The sequence below is a fragment of the uncultured Tenacibaculum sp. genome (assembly GCF_947495995.1).
Classification (GTDB): domain Bacteria; phylum Bacteroidota; class Bacteroidia; order Flavobacteriales; family Flavobacteriaceae; genus Polaribacter.
This window is the reverse complement of sequence record NZ_CANMAX010000003.1, coordinates 1-25,520: the sequence shown is the minus strand read 5'-3', so window position 1 is coordinate 25,520 and position 25,520 is coordinate 1. Positions and strand designations below refer to the sequence as shown.

At 31.6% G+C, this 25,520-nt stretch carries 18 protein-coding genes and 2 tRNA genes; 12 read left to right on the top strand and 8 right to left on the bottom strand.

Translation table 11 applies throughout. From position 1 onward, the window contains the following. Positions 1–15 precede the first annotated feature (15 nt). Entirely contained in the window at positions 16–1,329 is a 1,314-nt protein-coding gene (gene sufD, locus Q1A15_RS09205) for a Fe-S cluster assembly protein SufD (RefSeq protein WP_299622216.1), read from the top strand. A gap of 86 nt (positions 1,330–1,415) precedes the next feature. Here sufD and Q1A15_RS09200 read toward each other — a convergent pair whose 3' ends face one another. After that, entirely contained in the window at positions 1,416–3,944 is a 2,529-nt protein-coding gene (locus Q1A15_RS09200) for a trypsin-like peptidase domain-containing protein (RefSeq protein WP_299622212.1), read from the bottom strand. A gap of 389 nt (positions 3,945–4,333) precedes the next feature. Here Q1A15_RS09200 and Q1A15_RS09195 point away from each other — a divergent pair, with 389 nt between their 5' ends. The 4 genes from Q1A15_RS09195 to Q1A15_RS09180 all read left to right on the top strand — a co-directional run bounded on the left by Q1A15_RS09195 (position 4,334) and on the right by Q1A15_RS09180 (position 12,995). Then, entirely contained in the window at positions 4,334–5,047 is a 714-nt protein-coding gene (locus tag Q1A15_RS09195) for a DUF547 domain-containing protein (protein ID WP_299622207.1), read from the top strand. 210 nt (positions 5,048–5,257) lie between these two features. Further along, entirely contained in the window at positions 5,258–6,043 is a 786-nt protein-coding gene (locus tag Q1A15_RS09190) for a DUF547 domain-containing protein (RefSeq protein ID WP_299622204.1), read from the top strand. A gap of 185 nt (positions 6,044–6,228) precedes the next feature. Continuing rightward, entirely contained in the window at positions 6,229–9,465 is a 3,237-nt protein-coding gene (locus tag Q1A15_RS09185; protein ID WP_299622201.1) for a starch-binding protein, read from the top strand. A 173-nt stretch (positions 9,466–9,638) separates the two neighbouring features. Next, the gene (locus Q1A15_RS09180) at positions 9,639–12,995 is read left to right on the top strand and encodes a starch-binding protein (RefSeq protein WP_299622198.1); all 3,357 of its coding nucleotides are present in this window, start codon (positions 9,639–9,641) and stop codon (positions 12,993–12,995) included. Positions 12,996–13,034: 39 nt separating this feature from the next. On the opposite strand, the gene Q1A15_RS09175 is transcribed toward Q1A15_RS09180, so the two are convergent. The 3 genes from Q1A15_RS09175 to Q1A15_RS09165 all read right to left on the bottom strand — a co-directional run bounded on the left by Q1A15_RS09175 (position 13,035) and on the right by Q1A15_RS09165 (position 14,692). After that, on the bottom strand, positions 13,035–13,406 hold the full coding sequence (locus Q1A15_RS09175; RefSeq protein ID WP_299622194.1) for a VOC family protein: 372 nt from the start codon (positions 13,404–13,406) through the stop codon (positions 13,035–13,037). A gap of 70 nt (positions 13,407–13,476) precedes the next feature. Beyond that, complete coding sequence (locus tag Q1A15_RS09170) at positions 13,477–13,662, bottom strand: hypothetical protein (RefSeq protein WP_299622190.1); 186 nt, start codon at positions 13,660–13,662, stop codon at positions 13,477–13,479. Between the two features lie 172 nt (positions 13,663–13,834). Beyond that, entirely contained in the window at positions 13,835–14,692 is an 858-nt protein-coding gene (locus Q1A15_RS09165; RefSeq protein WP_299622187.1) for a DUF4349 domain-containing protein, read from the bottom strand. Between the two features lie 117 nt (positions 14,693–14,809). Here Q1A15_RS09165 and Q1A15_RS09160 point away from each other — a divergent pair, with 117 nt between their 5' ends. Both Q1A15_RS09160 and Q1A15_RS09155 read left to right on the top strand, forming a co-directional pair. After that, a complete protein-coding gene (locus Q1A15_RS09160) occupies positions 14,810–15,703 on the top strand; it encodes a hypothetical protein (RefSeq protein WP_299622183.1) in 894 nt (297 codons plus the stop codon). Then, positions 15,700–16,167, top strand: a complete 468-nt coding sequence (locus Q1A15_RS09155) for a hypothetical protein (protein WP_299622178.1) — start codon at positions 15,700–15,702, stop codon at positions 16,165–16,167. Before Q1A15_RS09160 ends, Q1A15_RS09155 begins: the two co-directional genes overlap by 4 nt. A 3-nt stretch (positions 16,168–16,170) precedes the next feature. Here the strand turns inward: Q1A15_RS09155 and Q1A15_RS09150 are convergent, their stop codons facing one another. The 4 genes from Q1A15_RS09150 to Q1A15_RS09135 form a co-directional block, all read right to left on the bottom strand. Beyond that, positions 16,171–16,818, bottom strand: a complete 648-nt coding sequence (locus Q1A15_RS09150; RefSeq protein WP_299622175.1) for a hypothetical protein — start codon at positions 16,816–16,818, stop codon at positions 16,171–16,173. A 57-nt stretch (positions 16,819–16,875) separates the two neighbouring features. Beyond that, the gene (locus Q1A15_RS09145) at positions 16,876–18,087 is read right to left on the bottom strand and encodes a DUF418 domain-containing protein (protein ID WP_299622171.1); all 1,212 of its coding nucleotides are present in this window, start codon (positions 18,085–18,087) and stop codon (positions 16,876–16,878) included. Positions 18,088–18,169: 82 nt separating this feature from the next. Continuing rightward, positions 18,170–19,378 (bottom strand): 2-oxoglutarate dehydrogenase complex dihydrolipoyllysine-residue succinyltransferase, encoded by a 1,209-nt coding sequence (gene odhB / locus Q1A15_RS09140; RefSeq protein ID WP_299622166.1) that lies wholly within the window; start codon positions 19,376–19,378, stop codon positions 18,170–18,172. Positions 19,379–19,418: 40 nt separating this feature from the next. Then, positions 19,419–22,148, bottom strand: a complete 2,730-nt coding sequence (locus Q1A15_RS09135; RefSeq protein WP_299622163.1) for a 2-oxoglutarate dehydrogenase E1 component — start codon at positions 22,146–22,148, stop codon at positions 19,419–19,421. Positions 22,149–22,347: 199 nt separating this feature from the next. Here Q1A15_RS09135 and Q1A15_RS09130 point away from each other — a divergent pair. From Q1A15_RS09130 to Q1A15_RS09110, 5 genes are all read left to right on the top strand, one after another. Next, a tRNA-Asn gene (locus Q1A15_RS09130) sits at positions 22,348–22,421 on the top strand. A gap of 208 nt (positions 22,422–22,629) precedes the next feature. Beyond that, positions 22,630–22,703 (top strand) — tRNA-Asn (locus Q1A15_RS09125). A gap of 139 nt (positions 22,704–22,842) precedes the next feature. Continuing rightward, entirely contained in the window at positions 22,843–23,946 is a 1,104-nt protein-coding gene (xerA, locus tag Q1A15_RS09120) for a site-specific tyrosine recombinase/integron integrase (protein ID WP_299622160.1), read from the top strand. 95 nt (positions 23,947–24,041) lie between these two features. After that, positions 24,042–24,755: an AraC family transcriptional regulator gene (locus Q1A15_RS09115; protein WP_299622157.1), complete on the top strand. Its 714-nt coding sequence runs from the start codon at positions 24,042–24,044 to the stop codon at positions 24,753–24,755. Positions 24,756–24,795: 40 nt separating this feature from the next. Further along, entirely contained in the window at positions 24,796–25,266 is a 471-nt protein-coding gene (locus Q1A15_RS09110) for a GNAT family N-acetyltransferase (RefSeq protein WP_299622154.1), read from the top strand. Positions 25,267–25,520 lie beyond the last annotated feature (254 nt).

The following is a 25,520-nucleotide window of genomic DNA, read 5'->3' as shown; positions in this document are numbered from 1 at the left end:
CTATAATTTGAAAGCATGGAATTAAAAGACAAATTAATATCATCATATGTAGCTTTTGAAAACGGATTGAATGTAAACTCAGACGTACATGAAATCAGATCAAAAGCTTTACAAAATTTTGAAGAATTAGGTTTTCCTACTAAGAAGTTAGAAGCTTGGAAATACACTTCTTTAAATTCAGTTTTAAAAGAAGATTACAGCATCTTTCCTAAAGGAGAAAAAGCTATTGAGTTAGCTGATGTTAAGAAATACTTTATTCATGATATAGACACGTATAAAATCGTTTTTATTGATGGAAAATATAGTTCTTTCTTATCGGAAACAACTCACGATAATATCGATGTATGTTTATTATCATCTGCTCTTGAGAAATCAAAATATAAGCCTGTTATTGAAAATTACTTCAATAAAATAGCTAAGCAAGATAATTTAACATCATTAAATACTGCATTCGCAGATGAAGGAGCTTACATTTACATTCCTAGAAATGTAGAAGTAGAAAAGCCAATACAAATTATAAACTTTACTACAGGTGCTGAAAATGCTACAATGTTACAACCTCGTAATTTAATTGTTGCTGAAAGAAATGCACATGTACAAATTATTGAACGTCATCAGAGTTTGACAGATCAACCTGTTTTAACAAACTCTGTAACTGAAATCTTTGCTAATACTCATGCAAATGTAGATTACTACAAGATTCAGAATGATAACATAAATGCTTCTTTGGTTGACAATACTTATATTGAACAACAAAAAGAAAGTGTTTGTTCTGTTCATACATTTTCTTTTGGTGGTAACATCACTAGAAACAATTTAAATTTTTACCAAAAAGGAGAACACATAAATTCTATTCAAAAAGGAATTACTATTCTTGAAGGTAAACAACACGTAGATCACCACACTTTAGTACATCATATCGAGCCTAATTGTGAAAGTCACCAAGATTATAAAGGAATCTATGGAGATCGTTCTACAGGAGTTTTCAACGGTAAAGTTATTGTTGAAAAAGAAGCTCAAAAAACTAATGCTTATCAACAAAACAACAATGTTTTAATTAGTGATAAAGCAACTATAAATGCAAAGCCTCAATTAGAAATTTTTGCTGACGATGTAAAATGTTCACACGGTTGTACTATCGGACAATTAGATGATCAAGCTTTATTTTACATGCAACAAAGAGGAATTCCAAAGAAAGAAGCTAAAGCTTTATTAATGTACGCTTTTGCCAATACGGTATTAGAAAGTGTAAGAATTCCAGAAGTAAAACAACGAATCACAAAATTAATCGCTAACAAATTAGGTGTTAGCATCGGATTCGATCTTTAGTATTTATTTCTAAAATATTGATAAAAAAAATTAAACCCTCTTGATTTCTCAAGAGGGTTTTCTAATCAATTCAAGTTATAATTATACTACTCTATAATGAATCGCTTGCTTGTCTTCGTGAATTTATTTTCAATTCTTAAAATATAAACTCCAGAGTTCAGTTGACTTGTATTAATCACTTTACTTGTATTTATATTACCTTTCTTTATTGTTTGACCTAACATGTTAATAACCCTATAAGAAGCATCATTTAAACTTCTAGCAGGACCTAATAACTGTAGTGTATTACCTCTTTTTAATGGATTTGGAGCAATCTGTACTTTTGTAAACACATCTTCATCCTCATTACCTAAAACATCTACTCTAGTTCCGAAAGATTCAGCAACAATTAAATTAGCATTCTCACAAGAACCTTCATAAATTCTAACATTAGAGAACGTAGAATTATTTCCAGAACCTGCATCATTATCATTAATAAATACTAATCTATCCATATTTCCTGTATAAGAACTTCCTACAGGAATTGTATATGTAACTGTTCCACTAGTGTAGTTATCGTAATTGGTAACTCCATAATTTTGAGTTCCGTGTACTTTAAAGTAACGAGTAGATGTTAATGAATTATCATCTTCGAAACCTACACCATGAATTTCACCTTGAGATGTACTTGAGAATTGGAATTCAATTACTGTGTTTGCAGTAACAGTATAATTCATTGGAATATATTTCCATGTATTATTAGTTAACGTTAACGAAGCTCCAGAGTTTCCTACAGAGAAGTTTCCAGCTGAATCTTGGTTAGAGAAAGCTGTAATAGAGAAATCATTGAAATCTAAAGCAGCACATGAAGGATTTGGATTTCCTCCACCACTAGTTAATGAAAGATTATCTATAGCAATATCACTTGACCAACTTGTACCAGTTGTTCCTACGAAACGTAATCTTACTTCTGATTGACCAACATAACTTCCTAAATTTACAGAAACACTATTCCACTGATCTCCTTTATTTCCAGAATCACTCCATAAGCTAGTCCAGTTTGTACCATCAGTAGAAGCCTCTAATCTTAACGATCCTACACTTGTACCAAACATATGATTACTAAAAGAGAATGTTGCAGACGATAAACTAGATAAATTAAAACAAGGACTTGCTAAAATTGCAGTAGCATTAGCTCCAATCTGACCTGTACTTCCATTAGTAGAAGCCTCTAAGAACATATAAAAACTTCCATTTGCCCCAGAACTTGGTCCTGTTCCACTAGAAGGTGTACCAGAAGCATCTCTTACCCAATTTCCATCATCACCAGTAACTTGTGTCCATCCTTCGTTAGATTCAAAACTTTCTGCATATGGGAAAGAACTTACTGTAGAAGAACATTCAGTTGGATTTGGTGGATTTCCTCCGCCTCCACTGTTGTCTACACCATTATTAGGCATATCACTTCCAATAGCAGTAATTAAATTATCTGATTTACCAAAAGATCCATTTGGACAACCACCTGTATTATGAATAGAAATTACTAAGTGAGTGTTATAATCTAAAACAGGAGAACCTGAACTTCCTCCTTCAGTATCTGCATAATATCTTACTTGTTGTCCTCCTCCATTTGAAACTTGAAAAACTCTAGAAAATCCACTTCCACTTGGATCAGCATCAGCATTTACAGAAATTTCTTTTCTTCTTCCTCCTGGATGTTGAGGAATATAAATTCTATCACCTGCAGAAGGCGCAGCAGAACTTAAACTTAAATATCCGTAAGTTCCTGTAGGGTTAGTTGGTAATTTAACTAAAGTATAGTCTAAACTAGAACTTGTTTTAATAAATGTAGAAGATGAAGCTACAACATCTGAACTTGCAGCACTTGTTCCTGAACAGTTCGTATTTTGAAAGTTAAATACAAAATCTGTATTCTGTGCAGCTGAAGATGATCCAATACAGTGATTATTTGTCATTAAGTGACCTTCACTTCCTAATAACCATCCTGTACAACTACTACTTCCATTAATAATTAAACGACAAACTGCTTTTGCTTTTTCAAACATTTCAGTTCCTTGGTAACATGCAATTTGCTCTTTATTATCACTTGAACAAATTGATCTACCTTGTATTGATTGATTTTCGTCAAAAATTTCAGCAAGCTTTTCTTTGCTATATCCGTAAGCCACTCTTGAAATTTCGAATCCTTTTTCATTGCTAATTTCTCCCTTTGAATATAACTTTACTTCTACTTTTTCATCAAAAATTACTTGAGACCAGAAGTCACTAATCATATTCATATCACTATCTACGATTTTTCCTTTTCCACCGTAAACGATAGATTCGTTAGATGTCATCCCTGTAATTTCTACATAATCACCAGGTGCTAAATCAAAATCTTTGAAATATAATTTTACATACGCAGAATTTTCAGAGTAAAACTCCTTTTTAAATACTAATTCTGGTTTACCATCTTGGTTTCTAAATTTATATTCTTTTAGTTTTTGATAACTTTCAGTCATCTTAACATCAGAACTAAATTCGTCTCCAATTTTGAATGTTTTTTGGGCTTTTATGCTATTAGTGCATAGCAAAGCCAAGGCAAAAAATGCCGCTTTGAAAAAAGATTTTTTCATTTTTGAAGGGTTTATAGTCGGTTAATTATAATGCAACAAAAATACTAATTAAACCTATAAAACACAAAAAATTAGCTAAAAACATAAAAATAACATAAAAAATTTTAACTATTTCACAAAAACATTAAACAAAAATTAAAAAAACCTAGCAAAATTAAATAACGATAATTTTTTATGTGTAAATGTTAATTTTTTTAAGTCTGCAAACCACTGGCACAGAAGCGTAATCACTAATATTTTTCAAAAAAAACACATTAAAAAAAGAGGCAAATTTTAACAGTAATTATTTCAATTTTCATTTTTTTTTTCAGATAAATTGTAATGTGCTTTTTTTTTTCACGTCTTAATCTGTGTAATTAAATTCCCCGAGCGGACAAAATAACACAAAAATGAAAAAACTATTTATTACTTTATTAATCACCGTATTAGCACACAATGTGCAGTCTCAATCTAACGAAGTTTTTGACGCTTTATTAAAAACTTATGTAACACCTGACGGAATGTTAGACTACAAAGGTTTAAGAAAAAACAAAGCTGTTTTAGATATCTATTTAAATCAATTAGAAGCAACAATTCCAACTAAAAAATGGTCTTCTAAAAAAGCAAAGGCATTTTGGATGAATGCATATAATGCTTACACTATAAAATTAATTATTGACAGTTATCCTTTAAAAAAATTAACTGACATTAAAATTAAAGGAAGAAATGCTTGGAAGCTTCCTTTTGCAAAAGTTGGAAAGAAAACATATTCTTTGGATTATATAGAACACAAAATTTTAAGAAGATGGCACGATGATGCAAGAATTCACGTAGGTGTTAATGCTGGATCTGTATCTGGACCAAAATTTCCAAACTATGCTTTTACTGCTAAAAACATAGACGAAAAATTAGAAAGTTTAATGTCTGATTTTATTAATGATTCTTCTAAAAACAAAATTACTTTAACTGAAATTCAAGTTTCAAAAATATTTGAGTGGTATCAAGAAGACTTTACATCAACAAGTTCTTTAGTTGATTACATTAACAGATACTCTAAAACTAAAGTAAACGACAACGCTAAAGTTTCTTACTTAGAATATGATTGGAGTTTGAACGATAAATAATTTAAATTTCCCTAGATAAAAAATAATACTTAGCTATAATCCCCATAAAAGCGAATAACTTTAAAAGTTATTCGCTTTTTTATATTGGATCTTTTAAAATTAAAGAATAGCTAACTTCTTATTCATTTATAAATAAGTATATTAGAACATCTTTTAACTTCTACATTGAGATTGATTAATTGATTTTATTAACTAAAACAGTACTCAACGATGAAAATCCCTCTATTTATTATACTATTTATAACATCAATAAACACTATATATAGCCAAATTGAAAACTATAATTCTGTTCTAAAAGAAAATGTTGACACAAACGGAAGAATCAATTATAAAAATATAGCAGAAAATCCAAGTAATTTAAACATATACCTTGATTATTTATCAAAAACAAGTCCTAGCGATGACTGGAGTTTAAATAAGAAAAAAGCTTTTTGGCTTAATGCATATAATGCTTATACAATTAAAATAATTATAGATAATTATCCTCCTAAAAAAAAGTTAGATATAACAGAAAAGCAAAACTCTAACAACTCAATGAGTTTTGTTATTACTAATACCACAGGAAATAGTATTACATATATTAAAAAAAATGGAAAAGACGCTTGGAACTATCGTTTTGCTGAAGTAGGCGATAAAGTTTATACGTTAAATGAAATTGAGCATGGAATTATTAGAAAACATTTTAATGATGGTCGTATACATTTTGGTCTGAATGCAGCTAGTTATTCTGGTCCAAAATTTATGAATTTTACATTTACTGAACAAAACATAGAAAAAACTTTAGAAAAATTAACACAAAGTTTTATTAACGACATTTCTAAAAATAAAATTTCTAATACTGAAATAGAAATATCTAAAGTTTTTGAATGGTACCCTGAAGATTTTAATATGGGAGATATCATTACATTTATTAATCAATATTCTGAGGTAAAAATCTTACCTAACACTAAAGTTAAATACATGAATTACAACTGGAAACTTAATGATAATAAGTGATATTTCTGGTTTTAGAGTCTTCATCATAAAAAATTTAACCAACTTATCAACACGAAATCGATTTCGATTTTAAACATTGAATAACAGGCAATAATTATTAATTAAATTGTCAAAAATGTAATTAATACTGCAGATAATTACATTTTTATCAACCTTCAATTTATTACAAACAAACCCTATTATTCATGAAAAAAACTTACCGAAAATTAAGTTTTGTGGCATTCTTGATTGCTACACTAACTTTTAGTAATGTTTACTCTCAAGTTGATTTTAGAGAAGAAACAATTTATTTTCTACTTACTAGTAGATTTAACGATGGAGATCCAAATAACAATGCCCCCACCGAGTGGTCTTCATACAATCCTGATCCAGACATCAATTCAAGTATTACTGATCCAAACGATGTTACTTGGCGTGGTGATTTTAAAGGTCTTATTGAAAAATTAGATTACATTAAAGATTTAGGTTTTACAGCAATTTGGGTTACTCCTATTGTACATAACCGAAGTCCGTTAGATTATCATGGCTATCATGCTTGGGATTTCACCAAAGTAGATCCAAGATTAGAATCTCCTGGCGCAACATTTCAAGATTTGATTAATGAAATTCATGCAAGAGACATGAAAATCGTTCTTGATGTAGTCACCAATCATGCAGGACGATTTGGTATTAAAGATGTTGCTGAAATTAAGTACAACACAGATCCAACAAAACCTTGGGCTGCAGAAGACAATCCGAATTGGGAATATGATGGAATTACACCAAATCCAGACGACGGATTAATTTGGAGTAGAGCCAATCTTGCCAAAATGCCTGCTCCTTACAATCAAAACTTAGCAGCTTACAATTTCCCTGGAAAAGAAAGTTATGTTGATACTAGTGATCCTGATTGGTATCATCATTCTGGAAATGGTTTTGCTCAAGGATTTGATGATGTAGAAAACTTACAGAACAGAGCTCTTGCAGGAGACACGCCAGATTTAAATACTGGAAGTCAAAAAGTGAGAGACTACTTAGTAAACGCATATAGAAAATATATTGAAATGGGAGTTGATGCTTTCCGCTGGGACACGTTAAAACATATGAGTAAAGAAGATGTTTTATATTTCTTTGATGCATTTAAAGCTATAAATCCTGATTTATTCATTTTTGGAGAAGTAGCTCAAAAAAGGCATGAGTTACATCCAGTAGAAGAAACAAATCCGCACTATTATACTTGGCGTGGTGCTGTAAATAATTCTGCTCCATTAGATTTAGCCGTAATTGATTTTTATGGTGAAGCCACTTTTCACGGAACTTTTGAAGAAGGTCAATCGTTTCCTACAGTAAAAGCTGCAGCTAGATATGATAATCTATATAGTGACCCATCAACATTAGTTACTTGGTTGGATAATCATGATTTTGGTCCAAATAATGACTGGAACAGACGTTATGGTGGAACAGATGAGAACTTAGCCGCTTGTATGAACTTTATGTTCACTTGGCGTGGAATTCCAACAGTATATTATGGAACTGAAATGCGTTTTAAAGCTGGAGAATTTGCAGACATTCATAATGCAGCTGGAATTCAAGAATCTATTGATAAAACTGGTAGAGCGTATTACGGTGATGTAATGGATCAAGCTCCAAATCATAAAATCTATCAGCAAATTAAAAAGCTAAACGCGATGCGTCGTGCTATTCCTGCTTTACAAAAAGGAAATTGGGAATGGAAAGAAGCTCCTGGAAATGCAGTTTCGTACAAAAGAGTTCACGGAAACAGTGAAGTCGTTGTAGGTTTGGCTAAAGACGGTGGTGCATCATTTTCAATTTCTGGTGTTCGCGACGGTGTTTACAGAGACGCAGTAACTGGTAGAGAAGTTTTTGCTTCTGGTGGAAGAATCAATTTTTCTGTGACTTCTGGTTCTGCGGGTATTTATGTGTTAAACGGACCTGGTTTAATTGGACCTTGTGGTGGTGGATATTTTGAGAATTGTGTGAACGGACCAAGTAAACCGATTGTAAATATTAATCCAAGTAACACAAGATCTGAAGATCCTATACAGGTTTCTATGGAAGCTTTCGGTGGAAGCGGAAACTTAGATATTTTCTATACTACAGATAATTCTAATCCAAGTAGATCTAGTACTAGATATTCGAGTTCATTTACCATTAACAACTCTACAACAATTAAGGCAATTGCTTATGATAATAGCGGAATAGCTTCAGATGTAATTACAAAATCTTTTGTTATTGGTCCGATAGAAGGATTACACGTATACTTTAAAAAACCAAACTCTTGGTCTCAAGTAAATGTACATTATTGGAATGAATCTCCAGATGTTTTACCACCAAGTAATTGGCCTGGACCGCAAATGAGTAGAATTGGAAATACAGATTGGTACGAATACATTTTCGATGGTGTTACCAGTACAAATCTATTATTTAATGATAATGGAATTGCTAAAACTGATGATTTATCTAGAGATAGAGATGGTTGGTTTGATAATGGAACTTGGTATGATACTGATCCTAGAGATTCAAGTCCAGACAATCCCGATAATCCTGACAACCCTGATAATCCAGACACATCAGATTCAATGACTGTATATTACAAAGGAAACTTATCAAATCCTACTGTATATTTTTGGAGTACAAGCCCAGGAACACAAACTACTTCATGGCCTGGAGAAAGTATGACTGACATTGGTAACGGATGGTTCTCTTATACTTTAAATAATGTAAGTTGTACTAATTTAATTTTCAGCAATAACGGAGCAAATAAAACTTCGGATTTACAACGTTGTGGAGACGGATGGTATTTCAATGGAACCTGGCATGATAGCAACCCTGAAGATCAACAAGGAGGAAGTAATGATTTAAAAGTATATTTTAAATCTGATAATTTTAGTGATCCTGAAATTTATTTCTGGTCTGTTACTCCTTCAAACTTAACCACAAGTTGGCCTGGAGAAACTATGCAATTAGAAGCTAATGGTTGGTATAGCTATACTTTATCTAATACAGACTGCGCAAATATAATTTTCAGTAACAATGGAAGTTCTCAAACAGCAGATCTATCTAGATGTTCAGATGGTTGGTATTATAATGGAACTTGGACTAGTCAAAATCCAGACACACTTTCTTCAAGAAATAGTATAACTAGTAACACTAGTTTTACTTCAGACAGCATGTTAATTTACCCAAATGCTTTGAATGAAAAATCTGTGGTACAAGTAACAAATTCAGCAAATAATTCGCTTGTAAAAATTGAATTTATCAATATATATGGAGCGTCTCAAACTATTGTTAATTCTAAAATAGACTCTGGAATTCACAAATTTAAACTAGATAAAGTTCAAAGTAATTTAGCTAGCGGAATTTACTTCTGTAGAGTTACTCTGAATGGAAAATCTATGATTAAAAAAGTTATTAAAAAATAGCTTAAAAGAGGCTATCTATAGAGAAATTATTTCGTCAAACTGAACTTGTTTCTTTTTCTCACTATAATTGACAATCAGATAAATGAGATTCTGAAATAAATTCAGAATGACGTTTTCAAATACTTTTTAGATAGCATCTTCCTATTTAACCTTTTATTTAAAAATTAAAACAAATGAGAACACTTTTAATAAGTTTTTTCTTGCTATTCAGTCTTTTTGTAGCGGGACAAAACGAAAACCGAGATAAACCATTTAGTTGGGATAACTCTACTGTATATTTTGTAATCCAAGATCGTTTTGAAAACGGAAAAACAAGCAATGATCAATCTTATGGAAGAGGAAAAGATGGAAATGGAAACGATTATGGATTTGATGAAGTTGGTAATTTCTATGGAGGAGATTTTGTAGGATTAACTCAAAAAATCAATGAAGGATATTTTGATGATTTAGGAGTTAATGCCATTTGGTTTTCTGCTCCGTACGAACAAATCCACGGATGGGTTTCTGGTGGTCAAAATGGAGGATTTAGACATTATGCTTATCACGGTTATTACGGATTAGACTGGACAGAAATGGATGCTAACTTTGGTACAGAAGATGAGTTTAGAACTTTTGTAGATGCAGCACACGATCACGGTATTCGTTTAGTTATGGATGTAGTGATGAATCATGTTGGTTACAACACGCTACACGACATGCAAGAATTCAATTTTGGTTGTGTAAACGATAACTGGAAAGGTTGGAGACCTTCAAATGGGCAAACTTGGGCAAGTATTCACGATTTATTTATTAACTATTCTAACAGTTGTAATAACTGGGGAAATTGGTGGTCTGGTGATTGGATGCGTGCAGGATTACCTGGTTATCCATCTCCTGGTGGTGACGAACTCACACAAACTTTAGCAGGTTTACCAGATATTGTTACCGAATCTAACTCTGAAGTTGGATTACCTCCTATTCTACTTAGAAAATGGTCTTCAAGTAAGTTAGCGCAAGAACAATCAGAACTAAATGACTTTTTTAACAGAACTGGATATCGTAGAACAGTACGAAATCACTTCGTAAAATGGTTAACTGACTGGGTTCGAGAATATGGAATTGATGGATTTAGAGTTGACACTGAAAAACATGTAGAAGGAGAATCATGGAGAATTTTAAAAGAACAGGCTGTAATTGCTTTACAAGATTGGAAAAATAATAACCCGACTAAAAAAATAGATGATTTACCATTCTGGATGGTTGGAGAAAATTTTGGCTACGGATTCGGAAGATCTCAATATCATATCGATAATGGATTCGATGGTTTAATTAACTTTGATTTTCAAGGAAGAGCTGGAAATATAAACGATTTAGAAAATATTTATTCTAATTATGCAAACTCGATCAATTCAGCTTCAGATTGGAATGCTTTAAGTTATATTTCTTCTCATGATACTTCTTTATTTGACAGAGGAAATTTAATTAATGGGGGAACTAGCTTATTATTAGCACCTGGATCTGTACAAATTTTTTACGGAGATGAAACGGGAAGACCTGAAGGTCCGCAAGGTGGTGATCCACAACAAGGAACTCGTTCTTATATGAACTGGAATAATATAAACACCAATGTTCAAAACCACTGGCAACGATTAGGGCAATTTAGAAGAAATCACTTAGCAGTTGGTGGAGGAACTCACCAAAGATTATCTAGTAGTCCGTATACATTTTCAAGAACATTAAATGATGATAGAGTTGTAGTTGTTGTAGGTGCATCAGGTAACACTTCAGTGAATGTATCTTCTCTATTTCCTAATGGAACTGAATTACGTGACTTTTATACAGAAGCTGTAGCAACAGTTTCAAACGGATCTGTGACTTTCAATGCACATAGCAATGGAATCATCTTAATAGAAGAAACAAATCCTACAAACAGACCTTCGCTAACAGTTACACCTGAAAGCAGTTATGATCCAAATACTATAACAATGACAGCTTCAGCAACGGATAAAGACGATCCAAATCCGACGATATATTACACTACTGACTTAAACTTAAGTACAGACAACTTAAACAGTTGGACGGTTTATAGTGGCGATGTAACTTTTACTGAAACCGTAGACGTGCAAATCGTAGCTCAGAATGCAAACGGAGAATTATCATCTGTAATTACTAGAAAATATTCTATTGGTGAAATTGATGGATTTACACTGTATGCTTTTTCTGATTGCGGCGAAGTTCCTAAAGTTTATTATTGGCTAGAAGAACCAAACGTATTACCAAATGTAGCTTGGCCTGGAGTAGAAATGACTCCTTTAGGTGAAGGTTGTGAAGGCTGGTACAAATATGAATTCCCAGGAATATTGAGCACAAATTACATTATCAATCAATGTGGTGGACAAACAGAAGATTTGTTATTAGATAATCAAATGCCTGTTCCATGTACAACAGGAAATCAAGCTCCAAGTTTATCGGTAAGTCCAGTTGGTGGTGAATATACTGTAGGAGAAACAGTTGAAGTTAGTTTAACTGCTATAGATAGTAGTGATCCGAACCCAGTAATTAGATATACTGTAGATGATTCTACACCAACAAATTCTTCTCCTCTTTATAACGGTCCGATAAGTATCATAACAAACACAACTGTAAAAGCAGTTGCTTTTGATGCAGAAGGTTTAGCCTCTAACATCATTTCAGAAACATATACTTTTACTGAGCAATCGAGTGGTATGACAGTTTATTATAAAGGAAATCTTACAAATCCTAGTATCTATTTCTGGAATACAAATCCAGCTTCTTTAACTACATCTTGGCCTGGAGAAAACATGACAGATATTGGAAATGGTTGGTTTTCTTACACTTTTGATGGAATTGATTGTACCAACTTAATTTTCAGCAATAATGGAGCTAACCAAACTGCCGATTTACAACGTTGTGGAGATGGTTGGTATTTAAACGGAACTTGGTATGATGAACAACCTAATAGTAATGATTTAAAAGTATACTTTAAATCGGATTCTTTTAGCGATCCTGAAATTTACTTCTGGAATACATCTCCATCTAATTTAACTACATCTTGGCCTGGAGAAAGTATGCAAACAGAAGTAAACGGTTGGTATAGTTATACATTTACCGATACCAATTGCGCAAATGTAATTTTCAGTAATAATGGAAGTTCTCAAACAGCTGATTTATCTAGATGTTCTGAAGGTTGGTATTACAACGGAACTTGGTACGATCAAAATCCGAATACACTTTCCTCTAGAAACAGTATTCCTGTTCAAGGTTTCATAGAAGACAAAGTATTAATTTATCCTAATGCTTTAAATGAAAACTCTGTTGTAGAAATTACTAACTCTAAAGAAAAAGCTGCTGTACGAATAGAATTTATTTCGATTTATGGTGCTTCACAAACTATAGTGAATACCAATATTAATTCTGGAATTCATCAGTTTAAGCTGAATGAAACTCAAAGCAATTTAGCTAGCGGAATATATTTCTGTAGAGTAACTTTAAATGGAAAATCTACCATTAAAAAAGTGATCAAAAAATAACTAAAACAAAATACCTCTCAAATTGAGAGGTATTTTTCTTTATACGTGTTGATCAATTAAGATTGTGTTTCCATCTGGATCGAAAAAAACTATACTTGCAGGACCAGTTGTAGTTTCATCTGTTTCTTTTTCTAGTTTGATATGATTCTCTTTTAAATGTTTTTGAATCGTTCTTACATCATCAAAATCTTCAACAATATTGGCATTCTCATCCCAACCCGGATTGAATGTCAGAATATTATTTTCAAACATTCCCTGAAATAATCCTATTAACGAATTTCCATTTTTCATAATTAAATAATTATGTTCCATAGATCCAGCAAAAACTGAAAATCCAATGGTTTCGTAGAAGTTTTTTGACTTTTCTAAACTCTTTACAGCTAAACTAATTGAGAATGCTCCTAGTTTCATAATTTGATTGTTTCTTATAAAAATAGAAAATAAAATTTAGCTGTAAAAAACTCACTTGAAACCAGTTAAATTAATTATCATTATAACAAGGTGAATCGAATCTTAAGAAACAATGACCTATGTTATTCCAAACTACCCACTCACCTAGACAGAAATGACACATAAAACGTGTTTCTGGATGATTAATACCTCCACTAATCTCTTTTTGCTCTGATTTACTTAAAGCTTTACCTAATTTTGAAATCTGTTTTTTCATAATAATTATTGATTTTGGTTAATTAAAATAAGTATTGACTACAAGTTAAATCCTATTTCACTACAATAAGACTATACTTTTTGTAACCCTTAAAATTCTTCGTGAAACACTTACAATTATTTGTAAACTAGCATTCTGATATAAAAACAAGCCATTAAAACTTACTTTCAAATTACTTTTTTCTTTTTCTGTATAGCAAAATTCCCACAATTGTTAATACAATTATTGGCCAAATATGTATTAGAGTTAACACTAAATTTTCAAGGAAAGTCCAACCAAAAGAAAGTGCATCAATAAATTTACTTCCGAAATTTTTACCTTTTATTTTTGTTCCTTTATAGGTGATTTCTTTATATAGAATTACTTGAATGGTGCTAAAATCAACTCTGTTTGACAAGTATTTTAATCGTCCTTGTGCGGCTTCAATTTCTTCCTGAATATATCCTAGCTTATCTTCCGCATAAATAATATCTTCTACTGTTTTTGCTTTCTTTTTCAATATTGTTTCATAACGTTCTTTAACCTGTAGTTTTGTCGCCAATCTAGTTTCAATATCTAAATATTCTTCAGTAACATCTTGTGTGCTGACATTTTCATAATCTAAAACCTCAGCATAAGTACTTATCGAATCTATTAAAGCATCGAAATGAGCTTTAGGTACTTTTATTGTGAGATTATTTTGATGACGATAAGATGTATTTTCATATCGTAAATTTGAAACATATGCATTGTATTTTCCTATCAGAACTTTTATCTGTTCGGTAGTTTCTTTTACATCTTTAACTTTAAGTTTTAACTCTCCTTTTTTAATGATTTTTAACTTCTGTTTTTGAATATCTTCTGAAGTCGGTTTACTTTTTATTCCCTCAGTAGAAGAAAATGCTTTCAAATCACTTTCCTTAGCAAAGCTTTCTGAAACACTGATATTCTCATTATAAGATGAAGATTTGTCGCTGCATGCAAAAACTTGTGATAACAATAAAAACAGCATCAACAATTTTAATTGGGTTTTGATTGAATAAACTTTCATAACTTTATATTTAATAATTCGTTTTACAAACCTATTTTTGTTGCTATACTTAGCCTTGTAAAACACTTGTAAAAGCTTTGTAAACTATTTTACAAGATCAAAAACGCTATTAAAACTTTGGAGAAAACTGCATCTTATCACTTTGAGTTACTTAAAAAAGAGCTTGTTGCTACTTTTTTAAGCACACATAGTGCTCCAAAAAAAATAGAAGATTGGAAAGGAGAAAACATTGTTCTTTTTCAAGAAGATTTATTCGCTAAAGTAAAAGGAAAAGTAAGTGAAAAATGGTTTTATACCTACTGCAAGAATACTTCTGATAAGTTACCAAGAATTGATATTTTAAATTTATTAAGTAAGTATGTTGGTTATGAAAACTGGAATGACTTCATCACTAAAAATGAAAAAGAAAGAAGTAACACTATTCCTAAAAAACCTATACTCTTCGGAATTTTAATTCTCTTAATTGGTATTATCGGATGGAACTTAGTTAAACCTAGAACTAATGAGTTTGTATTCTGTTTTGTTGATCAAATTACAGATGTGCCGATTACCAAATCTCATTTAAATATTACTGTATTATCTAAAACAGAATCTCCTTTAGATTTTAAAACTGATAGCTTAGGTTGTTTTCGATATAAAACTACAGCAAAGGAAATCACTTTCGTAGTGAGTTCTCCCTATCATAAAACAGATACCATTACGCGTCGTATTTTATCTAACAATCATAGTAAAGTAAGAATCGCTTCTGATGACTATTCTTTAATGTTAGATTATTATGCTAATAACAATATTAAAGACTGGAAAGCTCACAAACAGAACTTAGACAAATTGATTGCCAATAATGCTGAAATTTACCGCTTTTACGGCAATAATTTAGGTGTAGAAGTATATTCAAAATTGAACTTTATTCAACTAATTTCTACACCAACTAAAACCTTAAAAAGACTAAAGATTTTAGATAAGGTTATTGATAATGGAAAGATTGTAAAACTTAAATTTATTGTACAATGAAACAGTTCCTCTACATAATTTTAGTTTTATTATTTATGGCTTGTGCGAATAAAGAGATGAATAAAACCTATGATTTCGTTGCTGAAAGTTACACAGAAACTTCTAGTTTAGAAACTACGAATAGTGAAGTTATTTCTGAAAAGTTTAATCGTTATTTTGAACTACTGCAACTAAAAAGGACACATCCTGATTTTGAAGAAAATATAGTCAATCAACTACACGAATTATCTCAAAATGAAATATTAGAAATCAATTCAGGTAAAGATGGTAAAATTGAAAATATTCATGTAACTGATCAAATTATTATTGTATCAGATTCTATTGAAAAAATTAAAGTTAATTACGATTTTGTTACTTCAGAAAAAACAATAAAAGATTCTATTTACGCCTATAAAATTTCATCTACAACGGTTATAGACAATGTTACTTTTCCTAGTTTGAAGATTAAATTTTCGAAAAAGTAATTATTATTTTTTAGCATTTTTCATCACAGCTTTCATCAAAAAATAATATGCTGTATTGTATAACACTACACTTAAAATGATAAAGAACATTGAAGTTCCTGTGATTTTTTTTGAACCTGAAAGCGCATCAGAAATAATAAAAATAATGATAGAAAATAGCATTTCTCTATTTCCGAAAGCTCCACCTTTTTTAGTAAATAACGAAAATGAGACAGCTAATAAAGCGATTAAGCTAAGTGTAGTTCCTATAGAGAGGTAATAGAAAATTGTATCTACATATAAGAGATATAAAACAACACCAAAAAACATTGTTGTTATGCTAAAAACTTTCAAAAAAATCTCTCGATCAATCTTCGTATTTGTATCTAATAATAGTTTTAGCCAGGCCAATCGTAATCCTAACAAACTACACATCCCTATTAATGTATAGGCATTTAAAGAAAACAAAACTCCGGTAAGTACAATAAAGAATGACAATAGCCAAAAACTAGTGTGAACTTGTTTGGTTGAAAAATAACCGTGCAAAACAATTGCAGTTAAACTTAAACCACGAGGTAGCCATAAAAACTCTTTGAAATCAAAATAAATCATAGAAACATCTATGATACTCAATAGAATAAACAAAGCAAAAAACAAATGCTTAGCGTGCATTAAAAACGGATTTATTAGGGTGACAGGTTAAATATAAAAAATATGATCATATCCTGTTTAATTTACATCCTTTTTTAACTTGAAAAGCTTTCTGTACGTTAAACACCTCCAGAGCCATTCTAACGGACCGAATTTAAAATAAGACAACCAGATTTTACTTATAATAATCTGAAATACAAAAACTAATATTGCTGTTAAAAAAGCTAAAGACGGACTCATTGTTTCATATAATGAAAAACCTACGGATGAAAATAATAACAACCCAATAAAACTTTGCATTAGATAATTTGTTAATGCCATTTTACCCGCGTACTTTAAAGGGGATAATATTTTTCTGAATTTGGTTTTATACCATAACCAACCTATAATCCATAAATAAAACAATCCCATAATCACATCAGAAATCACCATAAACTTTATAAAAAGTTGTCTTACGATTTCAATCTTATAAACATTTAGTTTCACGAAAACATAAAGAAACAATATTCGGTATACATTAGAAATAACAACTATAATTAGCACTGGTTTTTTAATTTTAATTATAAAACTTTCTAGAGATTCATATATCTTATTTTTACCAAGATACAATCCCAATAAAAACATTGATAAAGCTATTGGCGCTAGAAATCCGACTAACATAGGAAAATTCGCTCCATATTCTGAAAAACGTAATTGCATACCTTCTAGGTAAGATCCGCTTTTAATTATTTTACTAACTGTTTCTCCTGAATGATCTTTTAAAAATTGACTTGGATTAAAACCCACGGTGTAGAATATCTGTTCAAATACTAAATCATAAAAAGGAAAGAGTAAAAACAATAATGATAATCCTAAAATCAGTCGGTTAGATTTCTTGATAAAAAACACCGTTAATAACCCTAAAAAAGCATACATATTTAATACATCTCCAGACCACAGTAAACTGATATGTAATACTCCAAATAAAAAAAGAAAGAACATTCTTCTCACAAAAAATGTAGTACTCATCTTCCCTTTTTCAGCCAATTTAATCGCTTGCATTGAAATTCCTAAACCGAATAATAAAGAGAAAATTGGGAAGAACTTAGTATAAAAGAATAACTGTAAAACTTTCTGCGTAATAGTGTCTATACTATAAGTCCATTGTAAAGCGAATTCATCTTGATTTAAAAATGTAGAATTCATGATTACAATATTCACAGCAAAAATTCCGAAAATTGCGAATCCTCTGTACACATCTAATATTTCTATTCTTTTCGTTGTAGCAGTTTCTTGGTCTTGTAGTTTCATTTTCTTGGTTAATCATGTGACAAAAAAAATCCTACACTGTTTAGGCATAGGACTTTCTGATTTTATATTCGCTATAAAAAAATTACATTTCTAAAGCTTTCTTAATATCTCCGTTCATTAGTAACTCTACAGGATTTTCTAAAGCCTCTTTAACAGCAACTAAGAAACCTACAGATTCTTTACCATCAATAATTCTGTGATCGTAAGATAAAGCTACATACATAATCGGACGAATAACAACTTCTCCGTTTTCTGCAACTGGTCTGTTCACAATATTATGCATTCCTAAGATCGCACTTTGTGGAGGATTAATAATTGGAGTAGATAACATAGATCCAAATACACCACCGTTTGTAATAGTGAAAGTACCTCCTGTCATTTCATCAACAGTAATTTGACCTTCACGAGCTCTGATCGCTAAACGCTTTACTTCGCTTTCAACACCTCTAAACGTTAAGTTTTCAGCATTTCTAATTACAGGAACCATTAAACCTTTTGGTCCAGATACCGCAATTGAAATATCTTGAAAATCGAAAGAAACCATTTCTTTACCATCGATCATAGAGTTTACAGCTGGATACATTTGTAATGCTCTTACACAAGCTAATGTGAAGAAACTCATGAATCCTAAACCAACTCCGTGTTTTGCTTTAAAAGCTTCTTTATATTCGTTACGTAAATCGAAAATTGGCTTCATATTAACTTCGTTAAACGTAGTTAACATAGCCGTTTCATTCTTTACAGAAACTAAACGCTCTGCAACTTTTCTACGTAACATCGATAATTTCTTACGCTCAGAACCACGAGCTCCCATTCCTGGAGTTCCCATAGATGGAACAGCTTTTACCGCATCTTCTTTAGTAACTCTTCCGTCTTTCCCTGTTCCTTTAACAGTAGCTGCACTAATTCCTTTTTCAGCTAAAATTTTCTTAGCTGCTGGCGACGCAGTTCCTGTTGCATATGTATCTTTTGCTGGTTCAGCTTTAGGCGCTTCTTTTTTCTCTTCAGCTTTTGGTGCATCATCCTTTTTCTCTACTCCACCTTCTGGTTTTGCAGCACTCATATCGATATGACAAACTACAGCACCAACTGCTACTGCATCTCCTTCTTCTGCTTTTAAAGTGATAATTCCGCTTTCTTCCGCTGGTAATTCTAACGTAGCTTTGTCAGAATCAACTTCGGCAATTGGTTGATCTTTTTCTACATAGTCTCCATCTTCAACTAACCAAGTTGCTATTTCTACTTCTGTAATTGATTCCCCCGGAGAAGGAACTTTCATTTCTAAAACCATCAGTATTTATTTTTATATCTGAAATTTATTTTATTCTTTTTTATTTATCAAAAACTTTAGCAATAATTGCTTTGTGACGCTCTTCTGAACGTTTTTTAGAACCTGCAGCTGGAGCAGCTCTGTATGCATCTGAAACGCATTCTAATCTTGCGTGCTCAAAACGCTCTAACATGTGCGACCAAGCTCCCATGTTTTTAGGTTCTTCCTGTGCCCAAACATAACTTTCAACGTTTGGATACTTATCCATAACTTCTTTAATTTTGTCGTTATGCAATGGGAATAATTGCTCAACACGAATTAAAGCAACATCTTCTCTACCTAATTCATTACGTTCCGCTAATAAATCGTAATAGAATTTACCCGTACAGAATACCATTTTCTTCACTTTAGCTGTATCGATTGTATCATCGATTACTTCTTGGAAAGTTCCTTCAGCTAATTCTTCAATTGTACTTACTGCAGCTGGTAAACGTAATAAACTCTTAGGAGTAAATACCACTAAAGGTTTTCTGAACTCACGTTTCATCTGACGACGTAAAATGTGATACATGTTTGCTGGTGTAGAACAATTTGCGATTGTCCAGTTATCTGTAGAACACGATTGTAAGAAACGTTCTATTCTTGCTGATGAATGCTCTGGTCCTTGACCTTCGTATCCATGAGGTAATAACATTACTAATCCGTTCTGTAACTTCCACTTGTCTTCTGCTGAAGAAATATATTGATCGAAAACGATTTGTGCTCCGTTGGCAAAATCACCAAACTGTGCTTCCCAAATTGTTAAAGTATTTGGTGCAGCCATTGCATAACCGTAATCGAAACCTAAAACTCCGTATTCAGATAAATGAGAGTTGTAGATAGTGAAGTTCCCTTTATTCTTAGTATTTGTGTTTAATAAGTTAACACGTTCTAAAGTGTTTTCATCACGTAAAATTGCATGACGGTGTGAGAACGTTCCTCTTTCTACATCTTCTCCTGAAATTCTAATATCGAATCCTTCTTCTAGTAAAGTTCCGTAGGCTAAGTTTTCAGCAGTTCCCCAATCTAACTTATTATCTTCAAAAACCATTTTTCTACGTTTCTCAAGAATATTTTTCTCGGCTTTACGAAGAAATTTATGTCCTTCAGGAGTTGAAGAAATCACTTTTGCAATATCTTTTAATGCATCAACAGAATAAGTAGTGTCTGTTGGCTGTAACATATCTTCTAACTGCCTTCGTACAAAACCATCCCAAACATCTGGCATGAAATCTTGAATCTTAGAAGTAGTTTTCTTCTTTGATTCATTAAATTCAGTTTCTAAATGAGTTTTGAATTCATCCGTAATTTGGTTAACATAAGCATCAGTTATTGACCCTTCTTGTAATAACTTTTCTACATAAATCTTCTTAGCGTTCTTATGTTTCTTGATTAATTGATATAATTTAGGTTGAGTATATGTTGGCTCATCACCTTCGTTATGACCATATTTACGGTATCCTAATAAATCAATAAATACATCTTTTTTGAATTTCGCTCTGTATTCTACAGCAATTTGCATTGCGTGACAAACTGCCTCTACGTCATCTGCATTAACGTGTAATACAGGAGACAATGTTACTTTTGCAACATCTGTACAGTATGTACTAGAACGAGCATCTAAATAATTCGTTGTAAAACCAACTTGGTTATTAACTACAACGTGAATTGTTCCTCCCGTTTTATATCCGTTTAATTGTGCCATTTGCACAACTTCATACACAATACCTTGACCTGCGATTGCAGCATCACCATGTACTAAAATTGGAAGAATTTTAGAATCATCTCCATCATAATCTAAATCAACTTTAGCTCTAACAATTCCTTCAGCAACCGCATCTACAGTTTCTAAGTGAGAAGGGTTAGGAACTAAGTTCATTTTCATTTCTTGGCCACCTCTGTACGATTTACTTAAGGTAAGACCTAAGTGATACTTTACATCTCCATCGATAGTTTCATCTTCGAAGTCTTTACCTTCAAACTCACTAAATAAATCACGAACAGGTTTTTTAAAGATATTCACTAATGTATTTAAACGACCACGGTGAGCCATACCTAAAACACACTCTTGAACTCCGTATTTTTCAGCAGCATCGCGAAGTGCCACACTAATACCTGGAATTAGAGTTTCTCCTCCTTCAACAGAGAATCGTTTCTGACCTACGTATTTTGTTTGTAAAAAACTTTCGAAAGTAGAGGCTTGATTTAATTTAGATAAGATGTATTTCTTTTCCTCTAAATTATAACTTGGGTGATTGTCGTTTTTATTCAAACGATCTTGCCACCATTTGATTTCTTCTGGATTTCTGATATACATATACTCAACACCAATACTATCGCAATAGATGTTTTGTAAATGCTTAACGATTACAGATAACGTTTGCGGTCCAATACCTAAAATTTGTCCGGCATTAAAAACCGTTGTTAAATCTTGATCCGTTAATCCGAAATTTACTAAATCTAAGGTTGGCGTATATTTTCTACGCTCTCTTACAGGATTCGTTTTAGTGAACAGGTGTCCTCTAGTACGATATCCATTTATTAAATCGATTACTAGAAATTCTTTGCGAACTTCTTCAGGAATCTCTATCTCTTCTTCATCAGTTAACGAGTAATTCTCGTTTGCTAAATCATATCCTTGGAAAAAACTTCTCCAACTTGGTTCAACAGCGTCTGGGTTTTTCTGATATTGTTCATACAAATCTGAAATAAAACCGATGTGTGCTGCATTTAAGAACGAAAACTTGTCCATATAAAACAATTGTACTTTTCTGTAATAAGAATAACTAATACAAAAGTACAACTTTTAGTAAAATAGCATTCTTTAATTTTAAGATTTTAATTTTGAGACACTAATTAAAAAAAAAATCGTTTTTTTTCAACAAAAGTTTGTAGAATAAAAAAATGATTATATATTTGCACTCGCAAAACACAAATCTTGTGTCGCAAACTCCTCCTTAGCTCAGTTGGTTAGAGCATCTGACTGTTAATCAGAGGGTCCTTGGTTCGAGCCCAAGAGGGGGAGCAAAAAAGTTCAACAGAAATGTTGAACTTTTTTTATGCCTTTTTACTTTTAAAAAACCTCATCTTTTTTTTCGCTTTGTATCTTATTCATTTTTAATCTGTTTAATTATTCTGATAAAAACTAAAAAGAATTACATATAATATGGTTTGTATAATTAAAAAATGATCCTATATTTGCACTCGCAAAACACAAATCTTGTGTCGCAAACTCCTCCTTAGCTCAGTTGGTTAGAGCATCTGACTGTTAATCAGAGGGTCCTTGGTTCGAGCCCAAGAGGGGGAGCAAAAAAGTCTAACAGAAATGTTAGACTTTTTTTTATTTCACTCATTTTATTCTTCAGACCACAACTCTTCCGTATCACATTCATTTTAAACTAATTTCATTTAAATTATTATTTTAGCTGTGCTATAAAAAGAATGTTATGAAAGTTAAAACTGTTGTAATTTTAAAAGGAATTACATACAAAAACGAATCACAAATTGCGATTCAATTTCCGTACGATACTAAAATCATTAATTTAATAAAAACCCTAAAAGGTTCCACTTGGAGCAGAAGTTTAAAAACATGGTATTTATTACATTCGAAAAATAACTTAAATACTCTCATTAAATTATTACGAGAAAATAATATTTCTGTAAGAAATTTGATTCAACTTCCTCTTCAATCAAAAAAACAAGACAAAACAATTCCTGAAACTTTCGAAAGAACATTAAAAAGAAAAAGATACAGTAAGAACACCATAAAAGTTTACACTTCTTTTTTACAACAGTTCATTAATTTTCTTGATCCAAAAACTATTGAAGAAGCAACGGACAATGATGTTCGTAATTTTCAAGATTATTTAATCCATAAAAGAAAAGTTGCTATTAGTACTCAGAATCAAGCTATAAATGCTATTAAGTTTTATTTTGAACAAATTTTACAAAAAGATCGAAAAACATATTATATAGAACGACCTAAAAAACCAAAACAGTTACCTAAAGTATTAAGTGAAAATCAAATTTTTGCCATACTTAAGCATTCTGATAATTTAAAACACAAGTTTATTCTAGCCTTACTGTATTCTTCTGGATTACGAATAAGTGAATTATTGAACTTAAGAAAAGAAGACATTTTATATGACAAAAATCTTATATTTGTTAGGTCTGGAAAAGGAAACAAGGATAGGACTACAATTTTTGCTGAACATATGAAAAAATTACATCGCTTGTATTTAGATGAATTTAAACCTAATTATTGGTTGATTGAAGGAATTAACAGAAAACAATATAGTAGTAGCAGTGTTGCTAAAATTTTAAAAAGAGCAGCTTTAAGAGCAGGAATAACACAAAATGTTACGCCTCATATGTTACGTCATTCTTTCGCGACTCATATGTTAGAACAAGGTATTGATTTACGATATATTCAAAATATTTTAGGTCATGGTAGCAGTAAGACAACTGAGATTTACACACGAGTTTCTAGTAAATCTCTTGCAAAAATTAAAAGTCCGTTAGATACATTTCTAGACAACAAAGAACTATAAAACAAACATTTAAACAACAACGGCATAAATGCAGATATACTGCATTACTGTATATACAAACGTTGTACGCAATTAAAGATAACCTAAATCTTTCAATGAAAATTTTTGATTTTGACATAAAAAAAGGGATTTATAGTTTCGAATTCAATGAACTGAATACGGAAAACCATTCGCATCCTGTTGTCGAAATAATAAATGCAATTAATGGCACTTTTTCATTACAATCTAATGGACAGATTAATGAAAATTTAGTTTTTGCCATTGTTGACGCGAATACCGAACATAAAGTCATTTCAAATAACTGTTCAGTCAAAATACTAATGATAGAAAGCCATAATTCCCATTTGTCCGATTTTTTGGCTAGTGAGGGAATTGCATTTCAAAATGGTGTTTTCGTGAAAACCAAGTTCCCAGAGAAAAATGAGTTATTGACGAAACTTAATATTTTTACAAAAACAAGAGATTTAAAAACACCAACAGACAAGCGAATTATCGAAAGCATTAAATTCATAGAAGAAAATGAACTTGAATACAAAAATCTCATTTCGGGACTGACCTCAAAGGTATTTCTATCAGATAGTAGGCTTTCACACCTTTTCAAAGAGCATATCGGAATTTCAATTAAAAAGTACCTTGTTTGGAACAAACTACGACAAGCAATCAACTTGTACTTGAATGATAATACTAACCTAACGGAAGTTTCTCTGCAAAGCGGATTCTTTGACCAAGCCCATATGACTAATTCCTTTAAAAATGTTTTGGGTGTAAGTCCATCAAAAGCCTACAATAGCAGAATCTTACAATCATAGCCCATAAATCAACTTTAACTTTGTGTTCAAAACAAAGAAAATGAGTGGACAAATTAGAAAAGTAAAGAAACAAGATATTCCAGAATTAAAGAAAGTACTTGATTCAAGCGAATTGTTTCCTTCTTACTTGCTCGATGATATGATAAGTGATTATCTCAACAATGAAAAATCAACAGATATTTGGTTTACAACAATAGATAACGGGAAACCCATTTCGATTGGCTACTGTGCACCAGAAAGGTTAACCGAAGGAACTTACAACCTTTATGCAATAGCTGTCAATAAAAACCAACAAGGAAATGGTATTGGTAAAAAAATGATGGAATACATTGAAAACGAGTTAAGAGAAAATGGTAACCGAATTTTGATTGTGGAAACATCAGGAAAACCAGAGTTTGAATTAACGCGAGAATTTTACATCAAATGTAATTATACTAAACAAGCTGTAATCCCAGAATTTTATGAAAAAGGAGATGACAAAATCGTCTTTTGGAAAAAGCTGACAGAATAAAACTGCGTACAACAATGTATAAAAATAATAGCGGTTTCGGTGCTTAATCGAAATCGCTTTTTTATATTTATAGTCAAGTCTAATCCGAAAAGTTAGTGTTTATAAACCCGCTACTATTCTTATACTAGACGTTGTATGCAATAAGTCAGACTTTTGGTTTTTAAACACACTTATTGGTTGAAACTAAAATTAGGTAAAAACAGGATTAAAATTAACTAAAGGTAAGAATGAAGTTTAGTCAAGCTTATCGATTG